Origin of the sequence: Streptomyces sp. NPDC058632 (genome assembly GCF_042717095.1) — a bacterium.
Classification (GTDB): domain Bacteria; phylum Actinomycetota; class Actinomycetes; order Streptomycetales; family Streptomycetaceae; genus Streptomyces.
Genome location: NZ_JBHXQZ010000033.1, coordinates 52397 through 73181 on the forward strand (window position 1 = coordinate 52397; position 20785 = coordinate 73181).

Consider the following 20785-nt stretch of genomic DNA (forward strand, 5'->3'; position numbering starts at 1 on the left):
CGGGGCTCAGCGTTGCTTCCGTAACGCCCCGCCGTCCTCGGCGGCCCGTCCCGGTCCGCCCGAGTCCGTCTCGTCCTTCGCGGAGTCCACGCAGGTGAGGGAAGAACCGTGCAGTTCCGCCAACAGGCCCTCGCCAAGCTCCAGTCACCCGAGGAGCTCGACCTCCCGGTGCGCTTCGCCCGCCCGCAGGGCTGGCTGGTACTCGCCGTGACCGTGGTCGCCATGGCCGCCGCCTCGGTGTGGGCGGTGACCGGATCGGTGACCTCCACCGTGACCGCGCCCGCCGTCCTGACGCACGGGCAGGGCAGTTACGTACTGCAGAGCCCGGTCGCCGGCCAGGTCACCGCCGTCCTCGCGAAGCAGGGCGAGCGGCTGCCCGCGGACTCCCCCGTCCTCGAGGTCCGTACCGGGCGGGGCGACACGGTCGTCCGTACCCTCGACGCGGGCCGGGTCACCACGCTCGCCGCCGACGTCGGGCAGATCATCCGGACGGGCGCGGACGTCGCCGCCGTGGAGAAGGTCTCCGGCTCCGAGGACCCGCTGTACGCGACGGTGTACGTCCCCGCCGAGAGCGCCGCGGGCATTCCCGCGCGCGCGGCCGTCGATCTCACCGTGCAGTCGGTGCCGAGCCAGGAGTACGGCGTGCTGCGCGGCAGGGTGAAGTCGGTGGACCGCTCCGGGCAGTCCGCCCGGCAGATCGCCGCCTTCCTCGGGGACAGCCAGTTGGGCGAGCAGTTCACGAAGGAGGGCAGGCCGGTGGCCGTCACGGTCGCGCTGGAGAAGTCGTCCGCCACCAGGAGCGGTTACGCGTGGTCCTCGGCGGCCGGTCCGCCGTTCCCCCTGACCTCGATGACCCTGGCCTCGGGCTCCGTCCGGCTGTCCGACGAACGCCCCGTCGACTGGCTGCTGCCATGACGACGACCACCCGGGAGACCCGCGACCGCCGGGCCGTCCCCGCCCGGCGCAAGGTGCCCAAGGCGCGTGCACGGACCGTCCGTACGCCCACGGTGCTCCAGATGGAGGCCGTGGAGTGCGGGGCCGCGTCGCTGGCGATGGTGCTCGGCCACTATGGCCGCCATGTCCCGCTGGAGGAGCTGCGGATCGCCTGCGGAGTCTCCCGGGACGGCTCACGCGCCGGCAACCTGCTGAAGGCGGCCCGTGGTTACGGGCTGACCGCCAAGGGCATGCAGATGGATCTGGCCGCGCTCGCCGAGGTGGCGGCGCCGGCCGTCCTGTTCTGGGAGTTCAACCACTACGTCGTCTACGACGGCATGGGCCGCCGGTTCGGCCGGCGCGGGGTGTTCGTCAACGACCCCGGCAAGGGCCGGCGCTTCGTGCCGCTGGAGGAGTTCGACGGCAGTTTCACCGGTGTCGTCCTGGTCATGGAACCCGGGCCGGACTTCACCCGGGGCGGCCGCAGGCCGGGCGTCCTGGGCGCGATGCCGGCCCGGCTGCGCGGCACGGCGGGGACGATGCCCGCGGTGGTGCTGTCGAGCCTGCTGCTGGTGGCGGTCGGCGCGGCGGTTCCCGGGCTCAGCCGCACCTTCATCGACGAGTTCCTGATCGGCGGACAGACGTCGATGCTGGGTGTGCTGTTCACGTCGATGGGTGCCTGCGTCCTGCTCACCCTGGTGCTGACCTGGCTCCAGCAGGCCAATCTGCTGCGCGGCCGGATCATCTCCTCCACGCTGTCCAGCGCCCGCTTCCTGGGGCACCTCATGCGGCTGCCGGTGACGTTCTTCGGCCAGCGCAGTCCGGCGGACCTGGTGCAGCGGCTGCAGTCCAACGACGCCGTGGCCGAGACGCTGTCCCGCGACCTCTCGGCGGCCGGCGTGGACGTCGTGGTGGTCGTGCTGTACGCGGCGCTGCTGTACACGTACGACCCGCAGCTGACCTTCGTCGGGGTCGGGGTGGCGCTGCTGAACATCCTGGCGATGCGGATCGTCATCCGGCTGCGCGCGACCCGTACGGCGAAACTGCGCGCGGACACCGCGCGGCTCACCAACACGGCGTACACCGGTCTGCAGTTGATCGAGACGATGAAGGCGACCGGCGGTGAGGACGGCTACTTCCGCAAGTGGGCCGGGCAGCACGCCACCACGCTGGAGGAACAGCAGCGGCTCGGTGTGCCGACCGCCTGGCTCGGCGTGGTCGCGCCGACGCTCGCCACCCTGAACAGCGCGCTGATCCTGTGGATCGGCGGCATGCGGGCGGTCGAGGGGCACATCACGGTCGGTCTGCTGGTCGCCTTCCAGGCGCTGGTCGTCCGGTTCACGGCGCCGCTGACCCGGCTGAACGGGGTCGCGGGCCGTATCCAGGACTTCGCGGCCGACGTGGCCCGGCTGAAGGACGTGGAGAACTTCCGGGCCGACCCGCTCCACGACCGTCCCGGAGCCGGTGGCTCGACGCGCCGGCTGCACGGGCATGTGGAGCTGCAGAACATCACCTTCGGCTACAACCCGCTGGACAAGCCGCTGCTGACCGGTTTCGACCTGACGGTCGGCCCCGGCCGGCAGGTGGCGCTGGTCGGCGGCTCCGGCAGCGGCAAGTCGACGGTGTCGCGCCTGATCTCGGGGCTGTACGCGCCCTGGGAGGGGGTGATCCGGATCGACGACCGGCGGATCGAGGACATTGCGCGCGGGGCGCTGGCCGCCTCCGTGTCCTTCGTCGACCAGGACGTGTTCCTCTTCGAGGGCACCGTCCGCGACAACGTGGCGCTGTGGGACCCGTCGATCCCGGACGAGGCGGTGGTGGAGGCGCTCAGGGACGCGGCCCTGTACGACGTGATCGCCCGTCGTCCGGGCGGCATACGGAGCCGGGTCGAGCAGGACGGCCGGAACTTCTCCGGCGGGCAGCGCCAGCGGCTGGAGATCGCGCGGGCGCTGGTGCGGCGGCCGAGCATCCTGGTCCTGGACGAGGTGACCAGTGCCCTCGACGCCGAGACCGAGCTGGTGGTGATGGACAACCTGCGCCGCCGCGGCTGTGCCTGTGTGGTGATCGCGCACCGGCTGAGCACGGTCCGGGACAGCGACGAGATCGTCGTCCTCGACCACGGCACGGTCGTGGAACGCGGGCGGCACGAGGAGCTGGTGGCACGCGGTGGCGCGTACGCCGCGCTGGTCGGGGAGCGCTGAGATGACGACGACCGTGCGGGAGGGACACGGGGACGACCTCGTGCTGGGGGCGCTCGGGTCGCTGGGCACGCGGGTGGACTGCGCCGGGTTCGGCCGGCTGGACCTGGCGGGGCCGCAGACACTGTGGCTGATCGTGTCGGGCGCGGTGGACCTGTTCGCGGTCGACGCCGAGGAGCAGGGCCACTGGCACCATCTGGGCCGGCTGGAGGCGGGCTCGCTGCTGCTCGGCCCGGGTGCGGGGCCGCGGCACACGCTCGTGGCCCGGCCGCTGCGGGACTGCGTGGTGCACCGGATCGGCCTGCGCGGGCTGTACCAGGGCGCGGGCACCCAGACCTGGTCGTACGACGAGTACGGGACCCCGCAGTACGTCCCGCCGACGACGAGCCCGCTCGAGTACGCCCTCGCCCTCGGTGTCGGCCGGAGTCTGTCGGTACTGTTCCAGGCGCCGATGGCCGCCGAGCGGGCCGCCGCGCCCAGCGACGACGACGTGTTCTGGATGCAGGTGCCGCCGGGCAGTGTGCAGTACGGCTCGCTGTACGGAGCCGAGGCGGCGGCCGACCTGCTGATGGACTCCGCGGTGTGGCAGAGCCTGGTCGAGCAGCAGTACCGGCTGATGACCACGCTGGACCGCTGGATCGAGCAGCTGGACCACACCCACGAGACGCGGACCGCGGAGGGCATCAGGGCCGGTGAGGCGGTCCGCGCCCAGGCCGACCGGACGCTGCTCGCGTCGATCGGCAAACGGTCGTCGAAGTCGGCGACCGCGGCCGACACGGACGCCACCTACGCGGCCTGCAGGCTGGTCGCCCGGACGGCCGGGATCCCGCTCGCCGAGCCGGCCCGGTCGGGCACCGGCGGCGACCGTCTCGATCCGGTCGAGCGGATCGCCCTCGCGTCCCGCCTGCGCACCCGTGCCGTACGGCTGGACGGTCACTGGTGGCGGGACGACGCCGGGCCGCTGGTGGGGCACCGGGCGCTGTCCGGGGCGCCGGTCGCGCTGCTGTGGCGGCGCGGCGGCTACGTCGCGGTGCATCCCGCGACGGGGCGCGAGACACCGGTGGAGAAGGCCAACGCCGCCGAGTTCGAACCGCACGCGGTGATGTTCTACCGCCCGCTGCCCGAGCGGCGGCTCGGTCCGCTGCGGCTGATGCGGTTCTGCATGGCGGGCACCCGGGGCGATCTGACCGGACTGCTGCTCAGCGGTCTGGTGACCGTGGCGCTCGGGGCTCTTGTACCGATCGCGACCGGGAAGGTGCTCGGTGAGTTCGTGCCGAGGGCGCAGACCGGGCTGATCGTGCAGGTGTGTCTCGCGGTGATGCTCAGCGGTGTGGTGGCCGCCGCCTTCATGCTGCTGCAGAACCTCACCCTGCTGCGGCTGGAGGGCCGGGTGGAGGCCACGCTCCAGCCGGCCGTGTGGGACAGGCTGCTGCGGCTGCCGACGTCGTTCTTCACCGGGCGTTCGACGGGCGAGCTGGCGAGCGCGGCCATGGGCATCAGCGCGATCCGCCGGCTGCTGGCCGGTGTCGGGCCGACGGTCGCCCAGTCCGTCACGGTCGGCGCGATGAACCTGGGGCTGCTGCTGTGGTTCAGCGTGCCGATGGCGCTGGCGGCGATCGGGATGCTGCTCACGGTGGCCGCCGTGTTCACGGGGCTCGGGCTGTGGCAGGTGCGGTGGCAGCGGCGCCTGGTGGTGCTCACCAACAAGCTGAACAACCAGGCCTTCCAGACGCTGCGCGGCCTGCCGAAGCTGCGGGTGGCGGCGGCGGAGAACTACGCGTACGGGGCCTGGGCGTCCGAGTTCGCCCGCAGTCGGGAACTCCAGCAGAAGGCCGGCCGGATCAAGAACCTGACGGCGGTGCTGGGCGCGGTCTATCTGCCGGTGTGCACGCTGGCGATGTTCATGCTGCTGGCGGGTCCGGCGCGCGGTTCGATGACGGCGGCCGAGTTCCTCACCTTCAACACGTCGGTGACGATGGTGCTGACCTCGGTCACCCAGCTGACCGGCGCGTTCGTTTCCGGGGTGGCGGCGCTGCCGTTGTTCGAGCAGATCCGGCCGGTGCTGGACGCGACGCCCGAGGTGCGGGCGGCCAGTACCCGGCCGGGCCCGCTGAGCGGGGCGATCGAGGCGCGGCGGGTGTCCTTCCGGTACTCGGACGACGGTCCGCTGGTCCTCGACGACGTCTCCTTCGAGGTCCGGCCGGGCGAGTTCGTGGCGGTCGTCGGCCCCAGCGGCTGCGGCAAGTCCACGCTGCTGCGGCTGCTCATCGGCTTCGACCGGCCGCTGTCGGGGAGTGTGCTGTACGACGGTCAGGACCTGGCCGCGCTCGACCAGTCGGCGGTACGCCGCCAGTGCGGTGTGGTGCTCCAGCACGCCCAGCCGTTCACCGGCTCCCTCCTGGACGTCATCTGCGGCACCGAGCCGTACACGCCCGAGGAGGCGATGGCGGCGGCCGAGATGGCGGGGCTCGCCGAGGACATCCGGCGGATGCCGATGGGGCTGCACACCATCGTCTCGGGCAGCGGGGCGGTCTCCGGCGGCCAGCGGCAGCGGCTGATGATCGCCCAGGCGCTGATCCGCCGGCCGCGCATCCTCTTCTTCGACGAGGCGACCAGTGCCCTGGACAACGAGACGCAGCGCACGGTGATCGAGAGCACCAGGGCGCTCCGGGCGACCCGGGTCGTCATCGCCCACCGGCTGTCCACCGTGATGGACGCGGACCGGGTGGTGGTGATGGAGGACGGCAAGGTGGTGCAGCAGGGTCCGCCGGACCGGCTGCTCGCCGATCCGGGCGGCCGGCTGCACGAGCTGGTGCGGCGTCAGCTGGCGTGACGCGGGCGGGACACCGGGCCGCGGGCCGCGGGCCCCGGACACCTCCGGACGTCCGCCCCCGGACACGCCGGAGGCCGGCGGGCGGCCCCACTCCGCCCACCGGCCTCCCTCTACGGGGCCGCACGTTCCGCGAGGAGGTCGGCACTCCCCAGTACCCGACCGCCACGCGGTCACGGGAACCGTGCGGTCCCGGTCTCAGAACGTGAGGACGCCCGAACCGTGGGCGTTCATCACGCACTCGTTGGCGAAGGTGCGCTCGTACGAGAGCCGCTGCCCCTGCCACACCCCGTCGACGGTGACGACGACCGGGTCGTACTGCTGGGTGCAGAACACGCCCTCTCTCGGCGTGAGGGCGTGCAGATCGCCCTCCACCTCGGCCAGTTCCCCGCACGCCGCGGCCGCGGCCGGGTGGGTGCCGGAGGGGCCGGGGGCGCAGGTCAGGGTGACCGCGCGCTCCGGTGTGACGGCCATGGCGCTCTCCCCGTGACCCATGGTGAGTACCAGGGCCGACGGGGCGTAGAGCGCGGACGGTGCGCCGCCCGGCGCGGCCGACGCGGCCCCGGACAGAGGTGCGCAGACGGCTGCGGCGGTCAGGCCGATGGTGGTGGCCCAGCGCGCGGTGTTCCGCATTGTGTGCATCCTTCCGCTCGTTTCGACGAGTCGCCGGCCCGTGCTCGGTGGTGCCGGACCGGCGATCGGGAGTCTGCCGAGTCCGCCGCGGAAACACACGTCGACCGGGCCGCTTTCGGTAACATTGCGTATTGAATCAGTGGCGTGAAGTCACGGAACGCACAAGCGTGAACCCGGTAACCGCACGGGCAGCGCTTGTGCGAAGTGGCCAGATGGCCGAATTCCCACCGCTTCGCAATAGGCCTGAAACATTCCGTTTCCGTTCCCGACAGACCGTTCCGCGACGCCTTCTGTTCATGGTTCAGTCGGCTCGACGAGGAGAGGCGGAGACGTCGTATGGCCAAGCACTGGGCGGACTTCCAGTACGAGATCTACCTGAACGGGATGACGGGTGCCGTGCCCCGGCTGCCCACGGACCTGACCCGGCTGGAGGAGCTGACCGAGCGGCGGCTCGGGCCGGGGCCGGTCGGTTATGTGGCGGGCAGCGCGGGCGACGGCAGTACCGCGCGCGCCAACCGGGCGGCTCTCGCGCGCCACCGGATCGTGCCGCGCATGCTGCGGGACGTGCACGAGCGCGATCTGTCGGTGGAGGTGCTCGGCCGCGCGCTGCCGGCGCCGGTGGCGCTGGCGCCGGTCGGAGTGCTGTCGCTGATGCACCCGGACGCCGAGCCGGCCGCCGCGCGGGCCGCCGCCGCGCAGGGTGTGCCGTTCGTGCTGTCCTCCGCGTCCAGCACGCCGATGGAGCAGGTCGCGGAGGCGATGGGCGACGCGGAGCGCTGGTTCCAGTTGTACTGGCCGAAGGACCCCGAGATCGCCCGGAGTTTCCTCGACCGGGCGAAGGCCGCCGGGTTCACGGCTTTGGTGGTCACCCTGGACACTCCCCTGCTGTCCTGGCGTCCGCGCGACCTGGACCAGGCTTTTCTGCCGTTCCTGCACGGGGTGGGCACCGCCAACTACTTCTCGGACCCCGCGTTCCGGGCAGGCCTGGCCAAGCCCGTGCACGAGGACCCGAACGCGGCGGTGATGCATTTCGTCGGCATGTTCTCCGACCCCGCCAAGACCTGGCCGGACCTCGCGTTCCTGCGGGAGAACTGGGACGGCCCGATCGTCCTCAAGGGTGTGCTGCACCCGGACGACGCCCGGCTCGCGGCCGATGCCGGGATGGACGGGGTGGTGGTGTCCAACCACGGCGGCCGTCAGGTGGCCGGGTCCGTCGCGGCGGCGGACGCGCTGCCCGGGGTGGTGGCCGCGGTCGGCGACCGGCTGACCGTGCTGTTCGACAGCGGTGTCCGCACCGGTGACGACGTCTTCAAGGCCCTTGCCCTCGGCGCGCGGGCGGTGCTCCTGGGACGGCCGTACGTCTACGGGCTCGGCCTCGACGGGCAGGCCGGGGTGGAGCATGTGATCCGCTGTCTGCTCGCGGAGCTGGACCTCACCCTCGCCCTGTCCGGACATGCCACCCCGGCCACGGTCGGGCCCCGCGACCTCGTGGAGGGCACCGGCTGATCCGCCCGGGACGGCGGGTGCCGGGCCGGGGCGCCGGGCTCCCGGGCCCGCTCCCCCGCCCCGGCCGCGCGCTTCACGTCACCGGCCCGGCCGGTTCCATGTGCCGTACCGCCGGGGTACGGGTCCGGCTGATCGACAGGGTGCCCTCGGCCGAGGACACCGGCTCGGTCAGCCAGCGCTGGTTCTCGGTCCGGTCCCGCACCCTGACGACGATGTCGGCGTTCGCATCGGGGGCGGCCGGCACGAGCGCCAGCTGTTCGTCCCAGCGGGGCAGCAACTCGCCCTGCCCGGTGAGGTCGTAGCGCACGTCGTCGGCCCGGCTCTCGCCGGCGTCGGCGCAGGTGGCGAGGACGACGACCCCGGCGTCCTTGTGCGCGTCCAGGCACAGGCCCGGGTCGGCCACGCTGCGCAGCAGTCCGTCCTCCTCGTAGGTCCACTGCTGGCTCAGCCTCGAGGAGCACCCCGCGAGCCGGGTGCCGGCGCCGTCCTGGGGCTCGCCCCGGGTGTCGAGGCACAGCCCGGAGGCGATGTTGCGCAGGAGGGCCGGTTCCGGCCCTGTGGGCAGTCCGGCCACGCCCGGCGGGGACTCGGTCGGTACGACCCCCCGGCCGTCGGCCGCGCTGGTGGCGCCGGTCGGGTCGGTGCCGCTGCCGTCGGACGGGGAGCCCCCGGCGATGAGCACGCTCACCAGCACGCCGGCCGAGACGGCTCCGAGGCCGGTGAGCAGGGTCCTGGTGGAGCGCACGGCGTCCGGACGTCCGAAACCGGTGAGGCGCGTGGGGGCGGGGATCCTGGACAGCAGGCGGCGCCGACTGCCACCGGACCGTCCGCCGCCGGAGCGGTGTCCGCGGCGGGCCGCACGGCCGCCGCGCGGGCCCGGTGCCGCCCGGCCGGGACGCGAGTCGAGGTAGCGTCGGGCGCCCCAGCCGAGAACGGCCTCGGCGATGAGCGTGCCGAGGTCCCCCTCGAAATGGCTCAGTTGCTCGGCCGCGTTCCGGCAGTAGCGGCATTCCGCCAGATGCTGCTGGACGTCGGGAAGCAGTGTTCCGCCACGGCGGATGGGGACGTCGAGGAGCCGGTTGTAGAACCGGCAGTCCTTCGTCGGCGCGAGTTCCTGATGGGCGTGGACACAGCCCTGACGGAAGGTGTCACGCGCCTGCTGGAGCGTGCCCGAGGCGATGTCGGCATCGATGCCGAGGAGACCGGCCGGGACGGACACGGGTTCGGCCTCGACCTCGACATGCCAGAGCACACAGCGGGCGAGGGCGGGCAGGGACCGGAACGAGCGGTGGGCCAGTGTGCGGTTCTCCGGCGTCATCGTCTTGGCCGCGCGCATGCCGCGCCCGCCGGCCGGCTTGAGCAGTTCCGGCAGGGCACCGGCGGTCCGGTCGTCCGAGGCCCATTCCCGGACCGTGTCCCGCACGGCCACCAGCAGCACCGGCCGCAGGGCCACGGCCGGTTCGCCGAGGGCGACCCGGTTCAGGACGCGGTGCTGCGCCGCCGCGGTGACCATGGCGGCGGCCGGTCCCGACGAGGCGAGGCAGACGGTCGCGTAGTCGTGCATCGCCGGCCAGTGACGCGAGGTCAGCATCGCGACGGAGTGGGCGGCCTCGCCCTCCGGGCGGCCTCGCAACCGTGCGGCGAGGGACTCGTCGGACTCCCCCGGATCCCCTCCGGGAGGGGGATACGGAGACCGGGGGGAATGAGGGGTGGGCACTGAGGTGGTTCCTTCCCACGCGCAGGTGACACAGAAGTTCTGACGCCGAAAAGGGAGGTCCCACGTGGTCCGTGCCTCTTTGGCGGCGTTGCGCGGGAGGGGACCAATTCACCGATGGTGAAAGCGGACCCGGTTCATCAACGCGCGTGCGACCCCGGATTTTACCCCCTCACGGGTGGCTCACTCTCGCACAACCGGCACACGACCAACAAGGCGCCGGGGAAACCTCCGCTCGTTGACAGGAAGTCAAAAGGAAAAACATGGCCGGAGTCGTCGACATCGGCTTTTCACCTGCGTTTTTCCGTGGTTCATCCGGTTCTCGTATTCCTGCGGTGGTGTCAGATCTGCCAGGAGCGGAGCCGGTCGGCGGCCCCGTAGACATCCGTCGTGCCGGACATCAGATCGCGGGCGAGGTCGACGATGGCGCCGTAGGGCGGGTCGATTCCGACGCCGCTGACGAACATGTACGCCACCGCCGTGGCGCACGCGAAGCGGGCGTTGGCCGACGGCAGGGGGCGGAGCAGGGCGAGGGTGTGCAGCAGGGCGGCGGCCCGCCAGGCCGCGTCCGAGTCCACACCGAGGCGGGGCGGGTCGACGCGGTGCCGGGCGACGGCCGCGACCAGCGCCGAGAAGTCGTTGATGGTGGGCTGGTCCGGAAGGACCTCCTCGTGCCTCTGGAGCAGCCAGGGCACGTCGATGTGCAGAACGGATGCCATCGGTCAGGCGGCCCGTCCCGCACCCCTGGCCCGCGGTTCGTCGTCCGGGAAGGCGTCGGCGAACTCGTCGGCGTGCGAGTCGAAGAACCGGCGGAAGGCCTCCGCGCCCTCCTGGAGCGCCCGGTGGCGGGCGATGTCGGCCGCGGCCGCCTCCCGCACCAGCGCCTTCATCGATGTACCGCGCTCCTTGGCGATCTGCCGCAGGTCCTCGAGTTCACGGTCACTGAACTCCACATTCAGAGCAGGCATGCCATCACGGTACCGCTCGGGTACTCGATCGTAAATACCACCAGTTCAGAGCGGGTATGAGGCGGTACCGAAAGGGGTGCGCCGGAGGTGTCGCCCCCCGTGGAACGGGACGACAGCTCCGGCGCCGGCGCGGGTACCGCGGTCCGCTACCCCTGATCGGCCACGAAGGAGGCCATGCGGGTCAGGGCGGCGTTCCAGTTGATGGTGTGCTCGTTGGTCGACCAGGACTGGATGTCGTCGATGAAGCAGAACTGACCGACGCAGCCCTGGAGCATCGACTGGGCGTAGGGGTCCTGGATGCTCGAGTTGGGTCCGCCGGAGAGGGTCCCGGCGGGCGGGTTCGGCAGCGCCGGGTCGAGCTGGCGGGCATACCAGCGGCTGTGCTGGTTCTGCGCGCTGACCTCGCCGTACCCGGTGACGTAGGAGATGTTCAGGGCGTTGCGGCCGAGGATGTAGTCCATGCTCTGCAGCGCGCCGTCCCGGTACTTGGCGGCACCGGTGAGGTCGTGAGCCGTGGCGAGGACGACCGCGTTGTTGAGGACCTGATGGCTGGAGCCCCAGTCGTAGACGTGGCCGGTCGGCGCGTACGGCATGCCGTACGGGTGGGCCTTCAGCGTGGCCAGGTAGCGGTCGGCGCCCTTGACGACGGAGCTGCGGACCTCGTCCCGGCCGGGCAGCTTGTTCGGCACCGTCGCGAGGTCGAGCCGGCCGGCCGCCGCGGTGCGCGACCAGTCGAAGCCGAGGGGGCCGAAGATGTCGGCGGTGTGCACCGGGGAGTTCAGGACGTACTCCTTGAACTGCCGCTCTCCCGTGGTGAGATACAGCTCGGCCGCCGCCCAGTAGAACTCGTCGCTCACTTCGTCGTCCGGGTAGGCGCCGCCGCCGATGCCGTCGTCCGGGCTGGCGTACTCCTCGGGGTGGGCGAGCGCGGCCGTCCAGGCGGTGCGCGCGGCGGCCAGGGCCTCGGCTGCGAACTCCCTGTCGTAGGGCCGGTACAGGCGGGCCGCCTGGGCGGCCGTGGCCGCGAGATTCAGGGTGGCGGCGGTGCTCGGCGGGTGCAGTTCGCGCTTCTGCGGGTCGTCGCCGGGCAGCAGCGGCAGCCCGGTCCACTGCTCGTCGTGGATCTTGTGGTGGGCCATGCCGGCCAGCGGCTCGCCGTCGGGCACCTGCATCTTGAGCAGGAACTCCAGTTCCCAGCGGGCCTCGTCGAGGATGTCGGGCACCCCGTTGCCGCTCTCCGGGATGTCCAGGGTGCCGTCGCCGAGCTTGTCCGCCCGGCCGGTGCGGGCGTGCCGGGCGCGTTCGTAGGTGCTGAGCACCTCCCAGGTGCTGATGCCGCCGTTGACGACGTACTTGCCGTGGTCGCCGGCGTCGTACCAGCCACCGGTGACGTCGAGGGAGTAGTCGCAGACGCCCGGCTGACAGGGCACGTCGCCGTCGCCCTGGTTGGGGGCGGTGTCCAGGTGGCCGGCCGGGCGGGCGTAGCCGGGGCGCAGGTCGTCGCGGATCTCGATGCCGCTGCGCTGGGTGTAGTAGTACTTCGCCGAGTCCAGCCGCAGCCGCTCGTAGGCTCCGGCGTCGATGTCGAACGGCCGGCTGGTCTCGCCGTCCACCGCGAGGGTGTAGCCGGCGCCCCGCGCGCGGTGGGCGCCGAAGTCGATGGAGTGGACGTTCTGCCCGGAGGACCCGTCCACGCCCCGCGGCAGGGTCGTGCCCTGTCGGACGACCCTGCCTCCGGCGTCCTTCAGCTGCCAGGGCAGCCGCCCGGTCGCCTCGGTGACCAGGGTGGCGTTCTTCGGGCCCGCGGGGAGGTAGCCGACCTGGTTGACACGGACCCGGGGCCCGGTGTCGGGTTCGTACGGCTCGGGCTGCACGCCGCCCAGCAGGGAGACGTCGTCCAGGCAGAAGCGCCAGGGGTCGGGGCTGCCGCCGAGCTGGAGAGCGACCTGGCCCTGAGCGGTGTCCACGGGCGCGGTGAAGGTGTAGGAGTACGTGTCGCCGGAGACGCTGAGCTGCGGGGACACCTCGTAGTAGGTGTCGTACGGGGCCACCGACAGGCCGACGACCGCCCGGACCACGTGGCCCGCGGGCGTGCCGTTCGCGGCGAAGGAGAAGCGGTACGACTCCCCCTTCACGAGGGTGATGTCGTTCTGGCCGACGGCGGCGTCCCACCGGTTGGCGGTGCCGCCGGGGACGTCGGCGCACAGGCGGCCGTCGGACAGGCTCGTGGTGACACCGGCGGAGGCCCACCAGGGTTCGGTGGTGGTGTCGAAGGTGCCGTTGCGGACCTGCTCGGCCTCGTCCGCCCCGGCCGGGGCGGCGGGCAGCGCGGTGAGCGCGGTCGCCAGCAGGCCGGTCAGGGACAGCAGAGCGGTTCTGCGTCTGTTCACGTCTGGCTCCTCGGGTGGGAGGACACGGCGGCGACTAAGGATGGGAGCGCTCCCATCCGTACGGGGCCATCGTTGTGGCAGGTGTGACACTCCGTCAACGGGCGGGACGGGACTGGTGACGAACACCGGTGGGCGACGCGCGAATACCGGCCACGCGCCGGACCGGCGCCGGACGGAACCTGGGCGGGTCCCGGACGGTGGGCGTCTCGGGGGTCACTCCGGCCCCTCTCCTCCCGCCCTTCCTCTCCCGCCCGCGGGAGCCCTGCCAGGACGGGGTTCCGGTCCGCGCCCGCCTCCGACGCACTAGGGTGGAACTCTGGCGATCGACCGGTTCACGGTGAGTGTGCGCGATGGAGTGGCGACGATGAGGGCGGACGACTCGTTCGACGATCCGGTGACGGCTCGGGCCGTCATCGCCGCCGACGGCACCCTCACACGGTGGAACGAGGGCGCCCGGCAGCTCCTGGGCCACCGGGCCGAGGACGTGGTCGGCCACCCGGCGGCCGGTCTGCTCGCCGACGGTGCGCAACCGCCCCGGCCGCCGGCCGACCCGCGCTGGAGCGGCACGCTCGCGCTGCGGCACCGGGACGGTGGCACCGTCACCGTGTGGGTGCTCGCCCACCGCGGCCGGCCCGAGGAGGGTGACACCGACGACTGGCTGGCCGTCACCCCGCTGCCCTCCGGGCGCACCGATCCCACCGGAGATCCGGTGCTCTGGGCTGCGATGGTCCAGTCCCCGTGCGCCACCGTCGTCTTCGACACGAAGCTGCGCCTGCACGGCGCCAACGACGCGATGGCCGATCTCCTCGGGCTGCCGGCCGCCCATCTGCGCGGTCTGACGCCCGGCGACATCGGTGGCCGGCCCCGGCACGCGGAGCTGGAGCGCCACATGGCCCAGGTGCTGCGTACGGGCCGGGGCCACGATGTGCAGACGCGCGTGCGGGCGTTCGGCAAGAGCCACGACGAGGCCTGGCTGGCCCGGATCGCGCCTCTCACCGACGACGCCGGCCGGGTCGTCGGCGTCTGCGTGACGGCCCACGACTTCACCGAGCAGAACAGGGCACGGGCCCGGCTGCAGCTGGTCAACGAGGCCAGCATGCACATCGGCGCCACCCTCGACGTCACCCGGACGGCGCAGGAGCTGACGGAGGTCTGTGTCCCCGCGCTCGCCGACTTCGTCAGCGTCGACCTCCTCGAGCACGACCAGGGGGCCGACCCCGCCGGCCCGCTCGCCCTGCCGGTCTCGCTGCGCCGGGTCGCCCACCGGTCCCGCACGGCGGGCAGTCCCGAGTCGGTCGCCGACGTGGGTGAGGTGGTCGTCTACCCGGCCGCCGCGCCTCAGGCCGACTCCCTGATCGCCGGGCACAGCGTCGTCGCCTCGGTGCCCTCCGGTGACCTCGATCCGTGGCTCGCGGTCGACGACGCCCACGCCCGGCAGGTCCGGGAGTTCGGCGTCCACTCGATGCTGTCCGTCCCGCTCCAGGCCCGCGGTGTCACCCTCGGCGTCGCGGCGTTCACCCGGTTCCGGCACCCCGAGCACTTCACCCACGACGACGTACTGCTGGCCGAGGAGATCACCGCGCGTGCGGCCGTCTGCATCGACAACGCCCGCCGCTACTCCCGCGAACGCGAGACCACCCTCACGCTCCAGCGCAGCCTGCTCCCCCGCGGCCTGCCCCGGACTGCGGCGGTGGACGCCGCCTCCCGGTATCTGCCGGCCGCGCGCACCGGTGTGGGCGGCGACTGGTTCGACGTGATCCCGTTGTCCGGGATGCGGGTGGCCATGGTGGTGGGGGACGTCGTCGGCCACGGCATCCAGGCATCGGCGACGATGGGCCGGCTGCGTACCGCCGTCCGCACCCTCGCCGACATCGATCTGGCTCCGGAGGAGCTGCTCACCCACCTCGACGACCTGGTCCTGCACCTCTCGCACGAGTCGGGCGGCGAGGCCGGCCCCGGCGAGGTCGGCGCGACCTGTCTGTACGCGGTGTACGACCCGGTGTCACGGCGCTGCACTCTGTCGAGGGCGGGGCATCCGCCGCCGGTCCTGGTCCCGCCGGACGGGCCGGTGCGCATGCTGGACATGCCCTCCGGGCCGCCGCTGGGCCTGGGCGGACTGCCCTTCGAGTCCGTGGAGGTGGAGCTGCCTGAGGGCAGTGTGCTGGCGTTCTACACGGACGGTCTGGTCGACGGCCGGGGAGACGACGGCGACGCGGACGCGGGCTCGCGCATGTTCTGCGACGCCCTGTCCCACGCGGCCCCCGGGTCGCTCGACGAGGCCTGCGACCGTGTCCTGCACGCCATGCTCCAGCCGCGTCCCGCCACGGACGACGTGGCGCTGCTGCTGACCCGTACCCGCGGTCTGCCGTCCTCCCAGGTCGCCACCTGGGACATACCGGCCGACCCGTCACTCGTCGCGCCGGTGCGCAAGCAGGTCCTCGACCAGCTGGGCGTGTGGGCGCTGACCGAGGCGTCGTTCACCGTCGAACTGGTGGTGAGCGAGCTGGTCACCAACGCGATCCGCTACGGGGCGCCGCCGATCCGGCTCCGGCTGATCAGCGACGCGTCGACGCTGATCTGCGAGGTGTCCGACACCAGCCACACCGCCCCGCATCTGCGGCGCGCCAAGAGCTGGGACGAGGGCGGCCGGGGGCTGCTCCTGGTCGCCCAGCTCACCCAGCGGTGGGGCAGCAGGCACACCGCCGAGGGCAAGACCATCTGGGCCGAGATGGGGCTGACGGAGGAGCTGTGAGCGCCCGCCCGGCCCGATCTTCCCCCAGGGCCTGCCCGGCGGATCATGCCGAAGACGTGGGGTCCGGCACGCTCGTCCGCGGCGTTGTCGTCGGTTACCGACTCCCCCGGGCCCCCGGCTCCGCTCGAGCAGGGAGGGACCCCCATCGCGTCGGCGCCCTCCCCCGCCTTGATCCGCCGGACAGGCCCTAGCCCTGGTCCCCGACGAGGCCCCAGGTGACGACCTTCATCTGGAGATCGGGGTCCGGGGTGTCGATCGCCCAGCGCTGGGCGTCCGTGTCGTCACGGGCCTTGAGGACCAGGGCGCCCGAGCCGTCGGTCGCCGCGGGTGCGAGGCCCAGGTCCTGGCCGGAGCGGGGCACCAGGGTGCCCTGGACGGTGAAGTCGTAGCGTGCGCTGTCGGCGTCCTTCCGCACCTCTCCCGTGCACTGGGCCAGGCGCACCGAGTAGCCGAGGCGGGAGTCCAGGCACAGGTCCGGTTCCGCGGCGTTGCGCAGCAGGCCGTCGGTCTCGTACGTCCACTGCTGGACGCTGCCCGCCGAGCAGGCGGTGAGTTCGGTCTCGGCGCCCGCGACGGCCCGGCCCCCGACGACACCGACGCACAGGCCGGAGGCGGTGTTGTGCAGCCGGCCGCGCAGGGCGCCCTGAGCGGCTTCTCCGGAGCGGAACCAGGACGGGTCCTCGGGCGGGCTGCCCACGGCGGCGCCGGGGGATTCGGAGGGACGGTCCTCGCCCCGTGCGGCGGCGTCGTCGGAACCGCCCGTGGTCCACAGCACCAGCGGGAGGACGACCAGTCCGCTGACGGTGAGGATGCCCGCGGCGAGGTTGCGCCGGCGCGCGGCCCGGCGGGCGGCCTTCCGGGCGACACGGGAACCGGCGCGGAGCACGGCACCGCGAGGACCGGTGCGGGAGGCCGTGCGCCGCCGGGAGCGGGCACCGGACCGGGGGGCGGTCCGCGTGGAGGTGGTCGGGGCGGCGGTGGTCGGGGCGGTGCTCGGTATCGGGGGCGCGGCTGGAGCGGCGGGCTCCGTGCGGGGTGCCTCGGTGGGGTGAGTCGGGATCGGTCTCCCCTCCTCCGTGAACGACTCGCCCGCCACCGCCGGGGGCACGTCCGCGGGCGCGGCGTACGGATCGCCCGTCGTGCCGGGAAGCCCGTCGGCGAGACCGGTGAAGGCCGCGCCGATGACGCCCTCGGGCGACGGCCGCTCCTCGGCGGCCGACTCGTCGGTGGCCGACTCGTCGGTGGCCGACTCGTCGGTGGCCTCGGCCGCTCGTGCCCTGCTCTGCGCGTACTCCCGTGCGCTCCAGCCCAGGACCGCCTCGGCCAGGGCCGTACCGAGTCCGGTGGTGAAGCAGGCGAGTTGGTCCGCCGCGTGCCGGCAGTGAGCGCATTTCTCCAGATGGGTGCGCAGGTCCGGGTCGATGTCGGTGCCCGCACGCCGGTAGGTCACCTCCAGCAGGCGCAGATAGCGCCTGCACTCCTGATCGGAGGCGAGTTCCCCGTGGAGTTGGAGAACTTCGTCACGCAACCGCTCCTGCGCGCGGCGCAGTTCGATGCGCGCGCCCTCCTCGTCCAGGGCGAGCAGCCCGGCGGGGACGCGGAGCGGTTCGGATTCGACCTCGGTGTGCCACACCAGGCAGCGCGCGGACTGCGGCAGGCGCTGGAACGCCCTCGACAACAGGCGCCGTTCGGGCGGTGGCAGAAGCCGTGCCGCCGGCCGCCGGCCGTCGCCGGAGGAGGCGGCGGTGAGACCGGGGTGGAGCATGTCGCGCCGGTGGTCCGCGGCCCACTCGGCGGCGATCCGGCGCACGGTGACGAGGAGTTGGGGACGCCATGCGGAACCCGGGCCGTTGTGCCGCAGGGCCTCGCCGAAGAGTCGGGTGAACGCGGCGGTGGTGAGCATACCGGCGGAGCGCGGGCCGTCGGTACACAGCCGGGCATAACCGAAGACCGATTCCCAGTGCCGGTCGAGGAGTTCACCGACGGGGTGCGGGGTCGGGGCGGCCCCCGTCCACTTCCGCAACTCGTCTCCCAGCTGTTCGTCCGTCACGTCGAACGCATGGGCCGGGGCCTGGGAATTCGACAGGCCGGTGTCCTTCACGGATGCAATCCTCTCGGGGACGCGCGAAATAAAGTTCGTACCAGCGGCCGCGGGGCCTCGCCGAGGATACGCCGGGAGCCCGTCCGCACTGGATTCGAAATCTCGAACGTCCGCCTGGAACGGCCCTTTTGAAGCCTGGGTGGCACGCTGGAGCGGCGTCGCGCACCCCAGGACAAAAGGTATTGTCCGCGCGACGGCAGGACCCACTTTTGCACAGGCCAACGACCAGGAACAAGCGATTCCGAGGTTTCCCGCATTCCTCGTGCGGCCATCGCGGTTGACAGGATGTCATCGACTTTCCAGCCGCTTAATTCACGCGCCCAATCATCCGATTCGACGGCCGGTGTCCGAAAAGGCGATGCGGAGACGCCGCGCAGCCCTCTCCGTTCCCGTATGCGCGTGTGCGGGTCCCGGCATCCGGGGTCTGCGGGGGTACGCGGAACCACTCGGCGCCGGTCGCGCTCATCGTGGACCTACGAGGTCCAGGGCCCGCTCCCAGTGGGACTCGGGCCATCCCCCGTCCGGCGCCGTTTCCCCGGCGTAGGGCTCGCCGAAGCGGACGCCCATGGCGGTGAGCCGCTCCAGGCTGTCCCGGTAGGCGGGGTGGGCGGCCAGCGCGTCGCCGACGCACGGCAGGACGGCGATCGGCACGCCGAGCCCCGCGGCCTCGCACAGGGTGCCCAGCGCGAGGGTGTCGGCGATTCCGGCCGCCCATTTGTTGACGGTGTTGAAGGTGGCGGGCGCGACCACCACCGCGCCGGGCGCCGGGAAGGGGCGCGGTTCGCCGGGGGTGCGCCAGGCGGACCTGATCGGCCTGCCGGTCTGCGCGCGGACCGCGACGGCGTCGAAGAACCCGTTCATGGCGAAGGGTGTCGCGATGACGCCGACCTCCCAGCCCCGCTCCTGCGCGGCGGTGATCAGCCTGCTGACGTCCGCGGCGACACCGGCGGCACAGACGACGACGTGGAGGAAGGGCTTACCGGCCTGTTCGGTCACCCGGAAAGCCTATGACCCGGCCGGCGGCCGCGGTACGAAGGCGCGGTGCACGGAGAGGCTGTCCTCGTAGACGTGGTGACGGACGACCAGACCGTCCCGCACGGTGAGCAGCAGGGCGAAGCGGGCACGGTAGGGGCGCCCCGTGGACCTCGCCGTCTGCCGGATCTCGCCGAACACCACCGCGTCGTCGCCGTCGACCAGGATGCGCTCGATCTCGGTGGCGGCCGCGCCGGGCACGTGGTGGGCGGCCAGTTCCCGGTAGTGGGCGGCGGCGTCGGCGCGGGTGGCCCGGTGACGGATCCAGGGGGTCGCGGCGTTGCCGTGCTCGTCCTGCGGCCAGTCCAGCCGCCACTCGCAGGGTTCCGCGTACAGCTCGGCGATGCGGTCCGGGTTTCCGTGGCCGATCCGGCGCAGCAGTTCCTCCACGGTGGCGCGGGTGCCGGTGGGCGGGGTGGCAGGAATCAAACCGGCGGGGGCCGGCGTGGTCTCGGTCATGGCAGGGGTCTCCTGGGTCCGGGGGCGGCCGGGGCCAGGGGCTCCGGTCCGGGGACGGTCATGACTGTGCCGTGGACACGCCGATGACGCCATGACGTCGGAGGTCATGTGCGATCCGGCCGACACTGGTACGGAACGAGTTGGTCCGCATGGCCCGACGGTCGCCCCGGAGACCGGTGCGGCCACGGGCCGCGACGACGACGGGACGGATGACATGCCTCTTCATGGCGAGTACGAGCCCAGCCCTACGCAGTGGGTGCGCGACCAGGTGGAGCTCTACGAGAGCTCCGGCGGCACCGAGGGAACGACCCTGCAGGGCAGGCCGGTGGTCCTGCTGACCACGCGGGGGGCCAGGAGCGGCAAACTGCGCAAGACCCCGGTGATGCGCGTCGAGCACGAGGGGCGCTACGCGGTGGTGGCCTCGCTGGGCGGAGCACCCCGGCACCCGGTCTGGTACCACAACCTCAAGGCCGATCCGCAGGTGGAACTGCGCGACGAGCAGGTCCTGCGGGACATGACGGCCCGTGAGGTGACCGGGGAGGAGAAGGCGCAGTGGTGGGAGCGGGCCGTCGCGGCCTTCCCCCCGTACGCCGAGTACCAGGAGAAGACGGACCGGGCGATCCCGGTCTTCGTGCTGGAGGCGCGCGACTAGGGTCTTTCGTCCTGGGAGGCCGCGGGCAGCGGCCCGGTCCGCGATTTCCCCGGTTCGGTGTGCATGACGCCCCGTCCGGCGGGCACCCGCGGGTCGGGCCCCGTCGCGTTCCCCCGTCGCGGCGGGGTTCACCCCTGCCGTCCACACCGTGGAGGATGCCCCGGTCGGGCCCGGTCGGGCCGTGCCGAGGGCGGAAAACGGGGAACGTGGGTCACGGGGACTTTCCGAACGCCGATACCGACTGGGAGATCCACGTGGCGAAGATGAAGACGAAGAGCAAGAAGAAGCTGCCCCTGGCCTACAAGCCCATCGGGTTCGTGCTGGGCTGGACGAGTGGCACCGTGGCGGGGATGGCGTTCCAGAAGACGTGGAAGCTGATCCGGCACGAGGACGACGCGCCCGACGCACTGGACCGGGACCGCCGCTGGGGCGAGATTCTGCTGGCCTCCGCGATTCAGGGCGCCATCTTCGCGGTGGTGCGCAGTGCGGTCAACCGCGCGGGCGCCAAGGCCATCGAACGCTCGACGGGCTCCTGGCCCGCCGGCGACAAGGGAAGTGTCTGACCCCGGCCCGGCCCGCCGGACGGAGGCCTCCCGGCGCCCCGGGGGCGCCGGGAG

Annotated in this window: 15 protein-coding genes; 7 read left to right on the top strand and 8 right to left on the bottom strand. The window is 72.7% G+C overall.

Going from position 1 to position 20785, the window contains the following annotated elements:
• Nucleotides 1-108: 108 nt before the first annotated feature.
• Genes ACFWVE_RS15180 through ACFWVE_RS15190 form a run of 3 tightly spaced genes read left to right on the top strand, consistent with a single transcriptional unit; the run spans nt 109 to nt 5964 of the window.
• A complete protein-coding gene (locus tag ACFWVE_RS15180; RefSeq protein ID WP_384013332.1) occupies nt 109-915 on the top strand; it encodes an HlyD family efflux transporter periplasmic adaptor subunit in 807 nt (268 codons plus the stop codon).
• Nucleotides 912-3134 (top strand): NHLP family bacteriocin export ABC transporter peptidase/permease/ATPase subunit, encoded by a 2223-nt coding sequence (locus ACFWVE_RS15185; protein ID WP_384013335.1) that lies wholly within the window; start codon nt 912-914, stop codon nt 3132-3134. The genes ACFWVE_RS15180 and ACFWVE_RS15185 overlap by 4 nt, the downstream gene beginning before the upstream one ends.
• A 1-nt stretch (nt 3135) precedes the next feature.
• The gene (locus tag ACFWVE_RS15190) at nt 3136-5964 is read left to right on the top strand and encodes an NHLP bacteriocin export ABC transporter permease/ATPase subunit (RefSeq protein WP_384013338.1); all 2829 of its coding nucleotides are present in this window, start codon (nt 3136-3138) and stop codon (nt 5962-5964) included.
• 195 nt (nt 5965-6159) lie between these two features.
• Here the strand turns inward: ACFWVE_RS15190 and ACFWVE_RS15195 are convergent, their stop codons facing one another.
• Nucleotides 6160-6594 (bottom strand): subtilase-type protease inhibitor, encoded by a 435-nt coding sequence (locus ACFWVE_RS15195; protein ID WP_384013341.1) that lies wholly within the window; start codon nt 6592-6594, stop codon nt 6160-6162.
• A 336-nt stretch (nt 6595-6930) separates the two neighbouring features.
• On the opposite strand from ACFWVE_RS15195, the gene ACFWVE_RS15200 reads away from it, so the two are divergent.
• A complete protein-coding gene (locus ACFWVE_RS15200) occupies nt 6931-8100 on the top strand; it encodes a lactate 2-monooxygenase (RefSeq protein WP_384013344.1) in 1170 nt (389 codons plus the stop codon).
• A 73-nt stretch (nt 8101-8173) separates the two neighbouring features.
• On the opposite strand, the gene ACFWVE_RS15205 is transcribed toward ACFWVE_RS15200, so the two are convergent.
• The 4 genes from ACFWVE_RS15205 to ACFWVE_RS15220 form a co-directional block, all read right to left on the bottom strand.
• Complete coding sequence (locus ACFWVE_RS15205; RefSeq protein ID WP_384013347.1) at nt 8174-9817, bottom strand: RICIN domain-containing protein; 1644 nt, start codon at nt 9815-9817, stop codon at nt 8174-8176.
• A gap of 338 nt (nt 9818-10155) precedes the next feature.
• Nucleotides 10156-10533, bottom strand: a complete 378-nt coding sequence (locus ACFWVE_RS15210) for a toxin Doc (RefSeq protein ID WP_384013348.1) — start codon at nt 10531-10533, stop codon at nt 10156-10158.
• Nucleotides 10534-10536: 3 nt separating this feature from the next.
• A complete protein-coding gene (locus tag ACFWVE_RS15215; RefSeq protein ID WP_384013351.1) occupies nt 10537-10782 on the bottom strand; it encodes a hypothetical protein in 246 nt (81 codons plus the stop codon).
• A gap of 146 nt (nt 10783-10928) precedes the next feature.
• Entirely contained in the window at nt 10929-13172 is a 2244-nt protein-coding gene (locus ACFWVE_RS15220) for a glycoside hydrolase family 9 protein (protein WP_384013353.1), read from the bottom strand.
• A gap of 364 nt (nt 13173-13536) precedes the next feature.
• On the opposite strand from ACFWVE_RS15220, the gene ACFWVE_RS15225 reads away from it, so the two are divergent.
• Nucleotides 13537-15924 carry a SpoIIE family protein phosphatase gene (locus tag ACFWVE_RS15225; RefSeq protein WP_384013356.1) on the top strand — a complete coding sequence of 796 codons (2388 nt, stop codon included), beginning with the start codon at nt 13537-13539 and terminating at the stop codon, nt 15922-15924.
• 187 nt (nt 15925-16111) lie between these two features.
• Here the strand turns inward: ACFWVE_RS15225 and ACFWVE_RS15230 are convergent, their stop codons facing one another.
• From ACFWVE_RS15230 to ACFWVE_RS15240, 3 genes are all read right to left on the bottom strand, one after another.
• Nucleotides 16112-18025, bottom strand: a complete 1914-nt coding sequence (locus ACFWVE_RS15230) for a ricin-type beta-trefoil lectin domain protein (RefSeq protein ID WP_384013359.1) — start codon at nt 18023-18025, stop codon at nt 16112-16114.
• 462 nt (nt 18026-18487) lie between these two features.
• Nucleotides 18488-19021 (bottom strand): flavoprotein, encoded by a 534-nt coding sequence (locus ACFWVE_RS15235; protein WP_384013362.1) that lies wholly within the window; start codon nt 19019-19021, stop codon nt 18488-18490.
• Nucleotides 19022-19030: 9 nt separating this feature from the next.
• Nucleotides 19031-19516: a nuclear transport factor 2 family protein gene (locus tag ACFWVE_RS15240; RefSeq protein ID WP_384013365.1), complete on the bottom strand. Its 486-nt coding sequence runs from the start codon at nt 19514-19516 to the stop codon at nt 19031-19033.
• Between the two features lie 214 nt (nt 19517-19730).
• Between ACFWVE_RS15240 and ACFWVE_RS15245 the strand changes: the two genes are divergently transcribed.
• Both ACFWVE_RS15245 and ACFWVE_RS15250 read left to right on the top strand, forming a co-directional pair.
• The gene (locus ACFWVE_RS15245) at nt 19731-20168 is read left to right on the top strand and encodes a nitroreductase family deazaflavin-dependent oxidoreductase (RefSeq protein WP_384013368.1); all 438 of its coding nucleotides are present in this window, start codon (nt 19731-19733) and stop codon (nt 20166-20168) included.
• 263 nt (nt 20169-20431) lie between these two features.
• Nucleotides 20432-20731 (top strand): DUF4235 domain-containing protein, encoded by a 300-nt coding sequence (locus ACFWVE_RS15250; RefSeq protein ID WP_384013376.1) that lies wholly within the window; start codon nt 20432-20434, stop codon nt 20729-20731.
• The last annotated feature ends 54 nt before the right edge of the window (nt 20732-20785 follow it).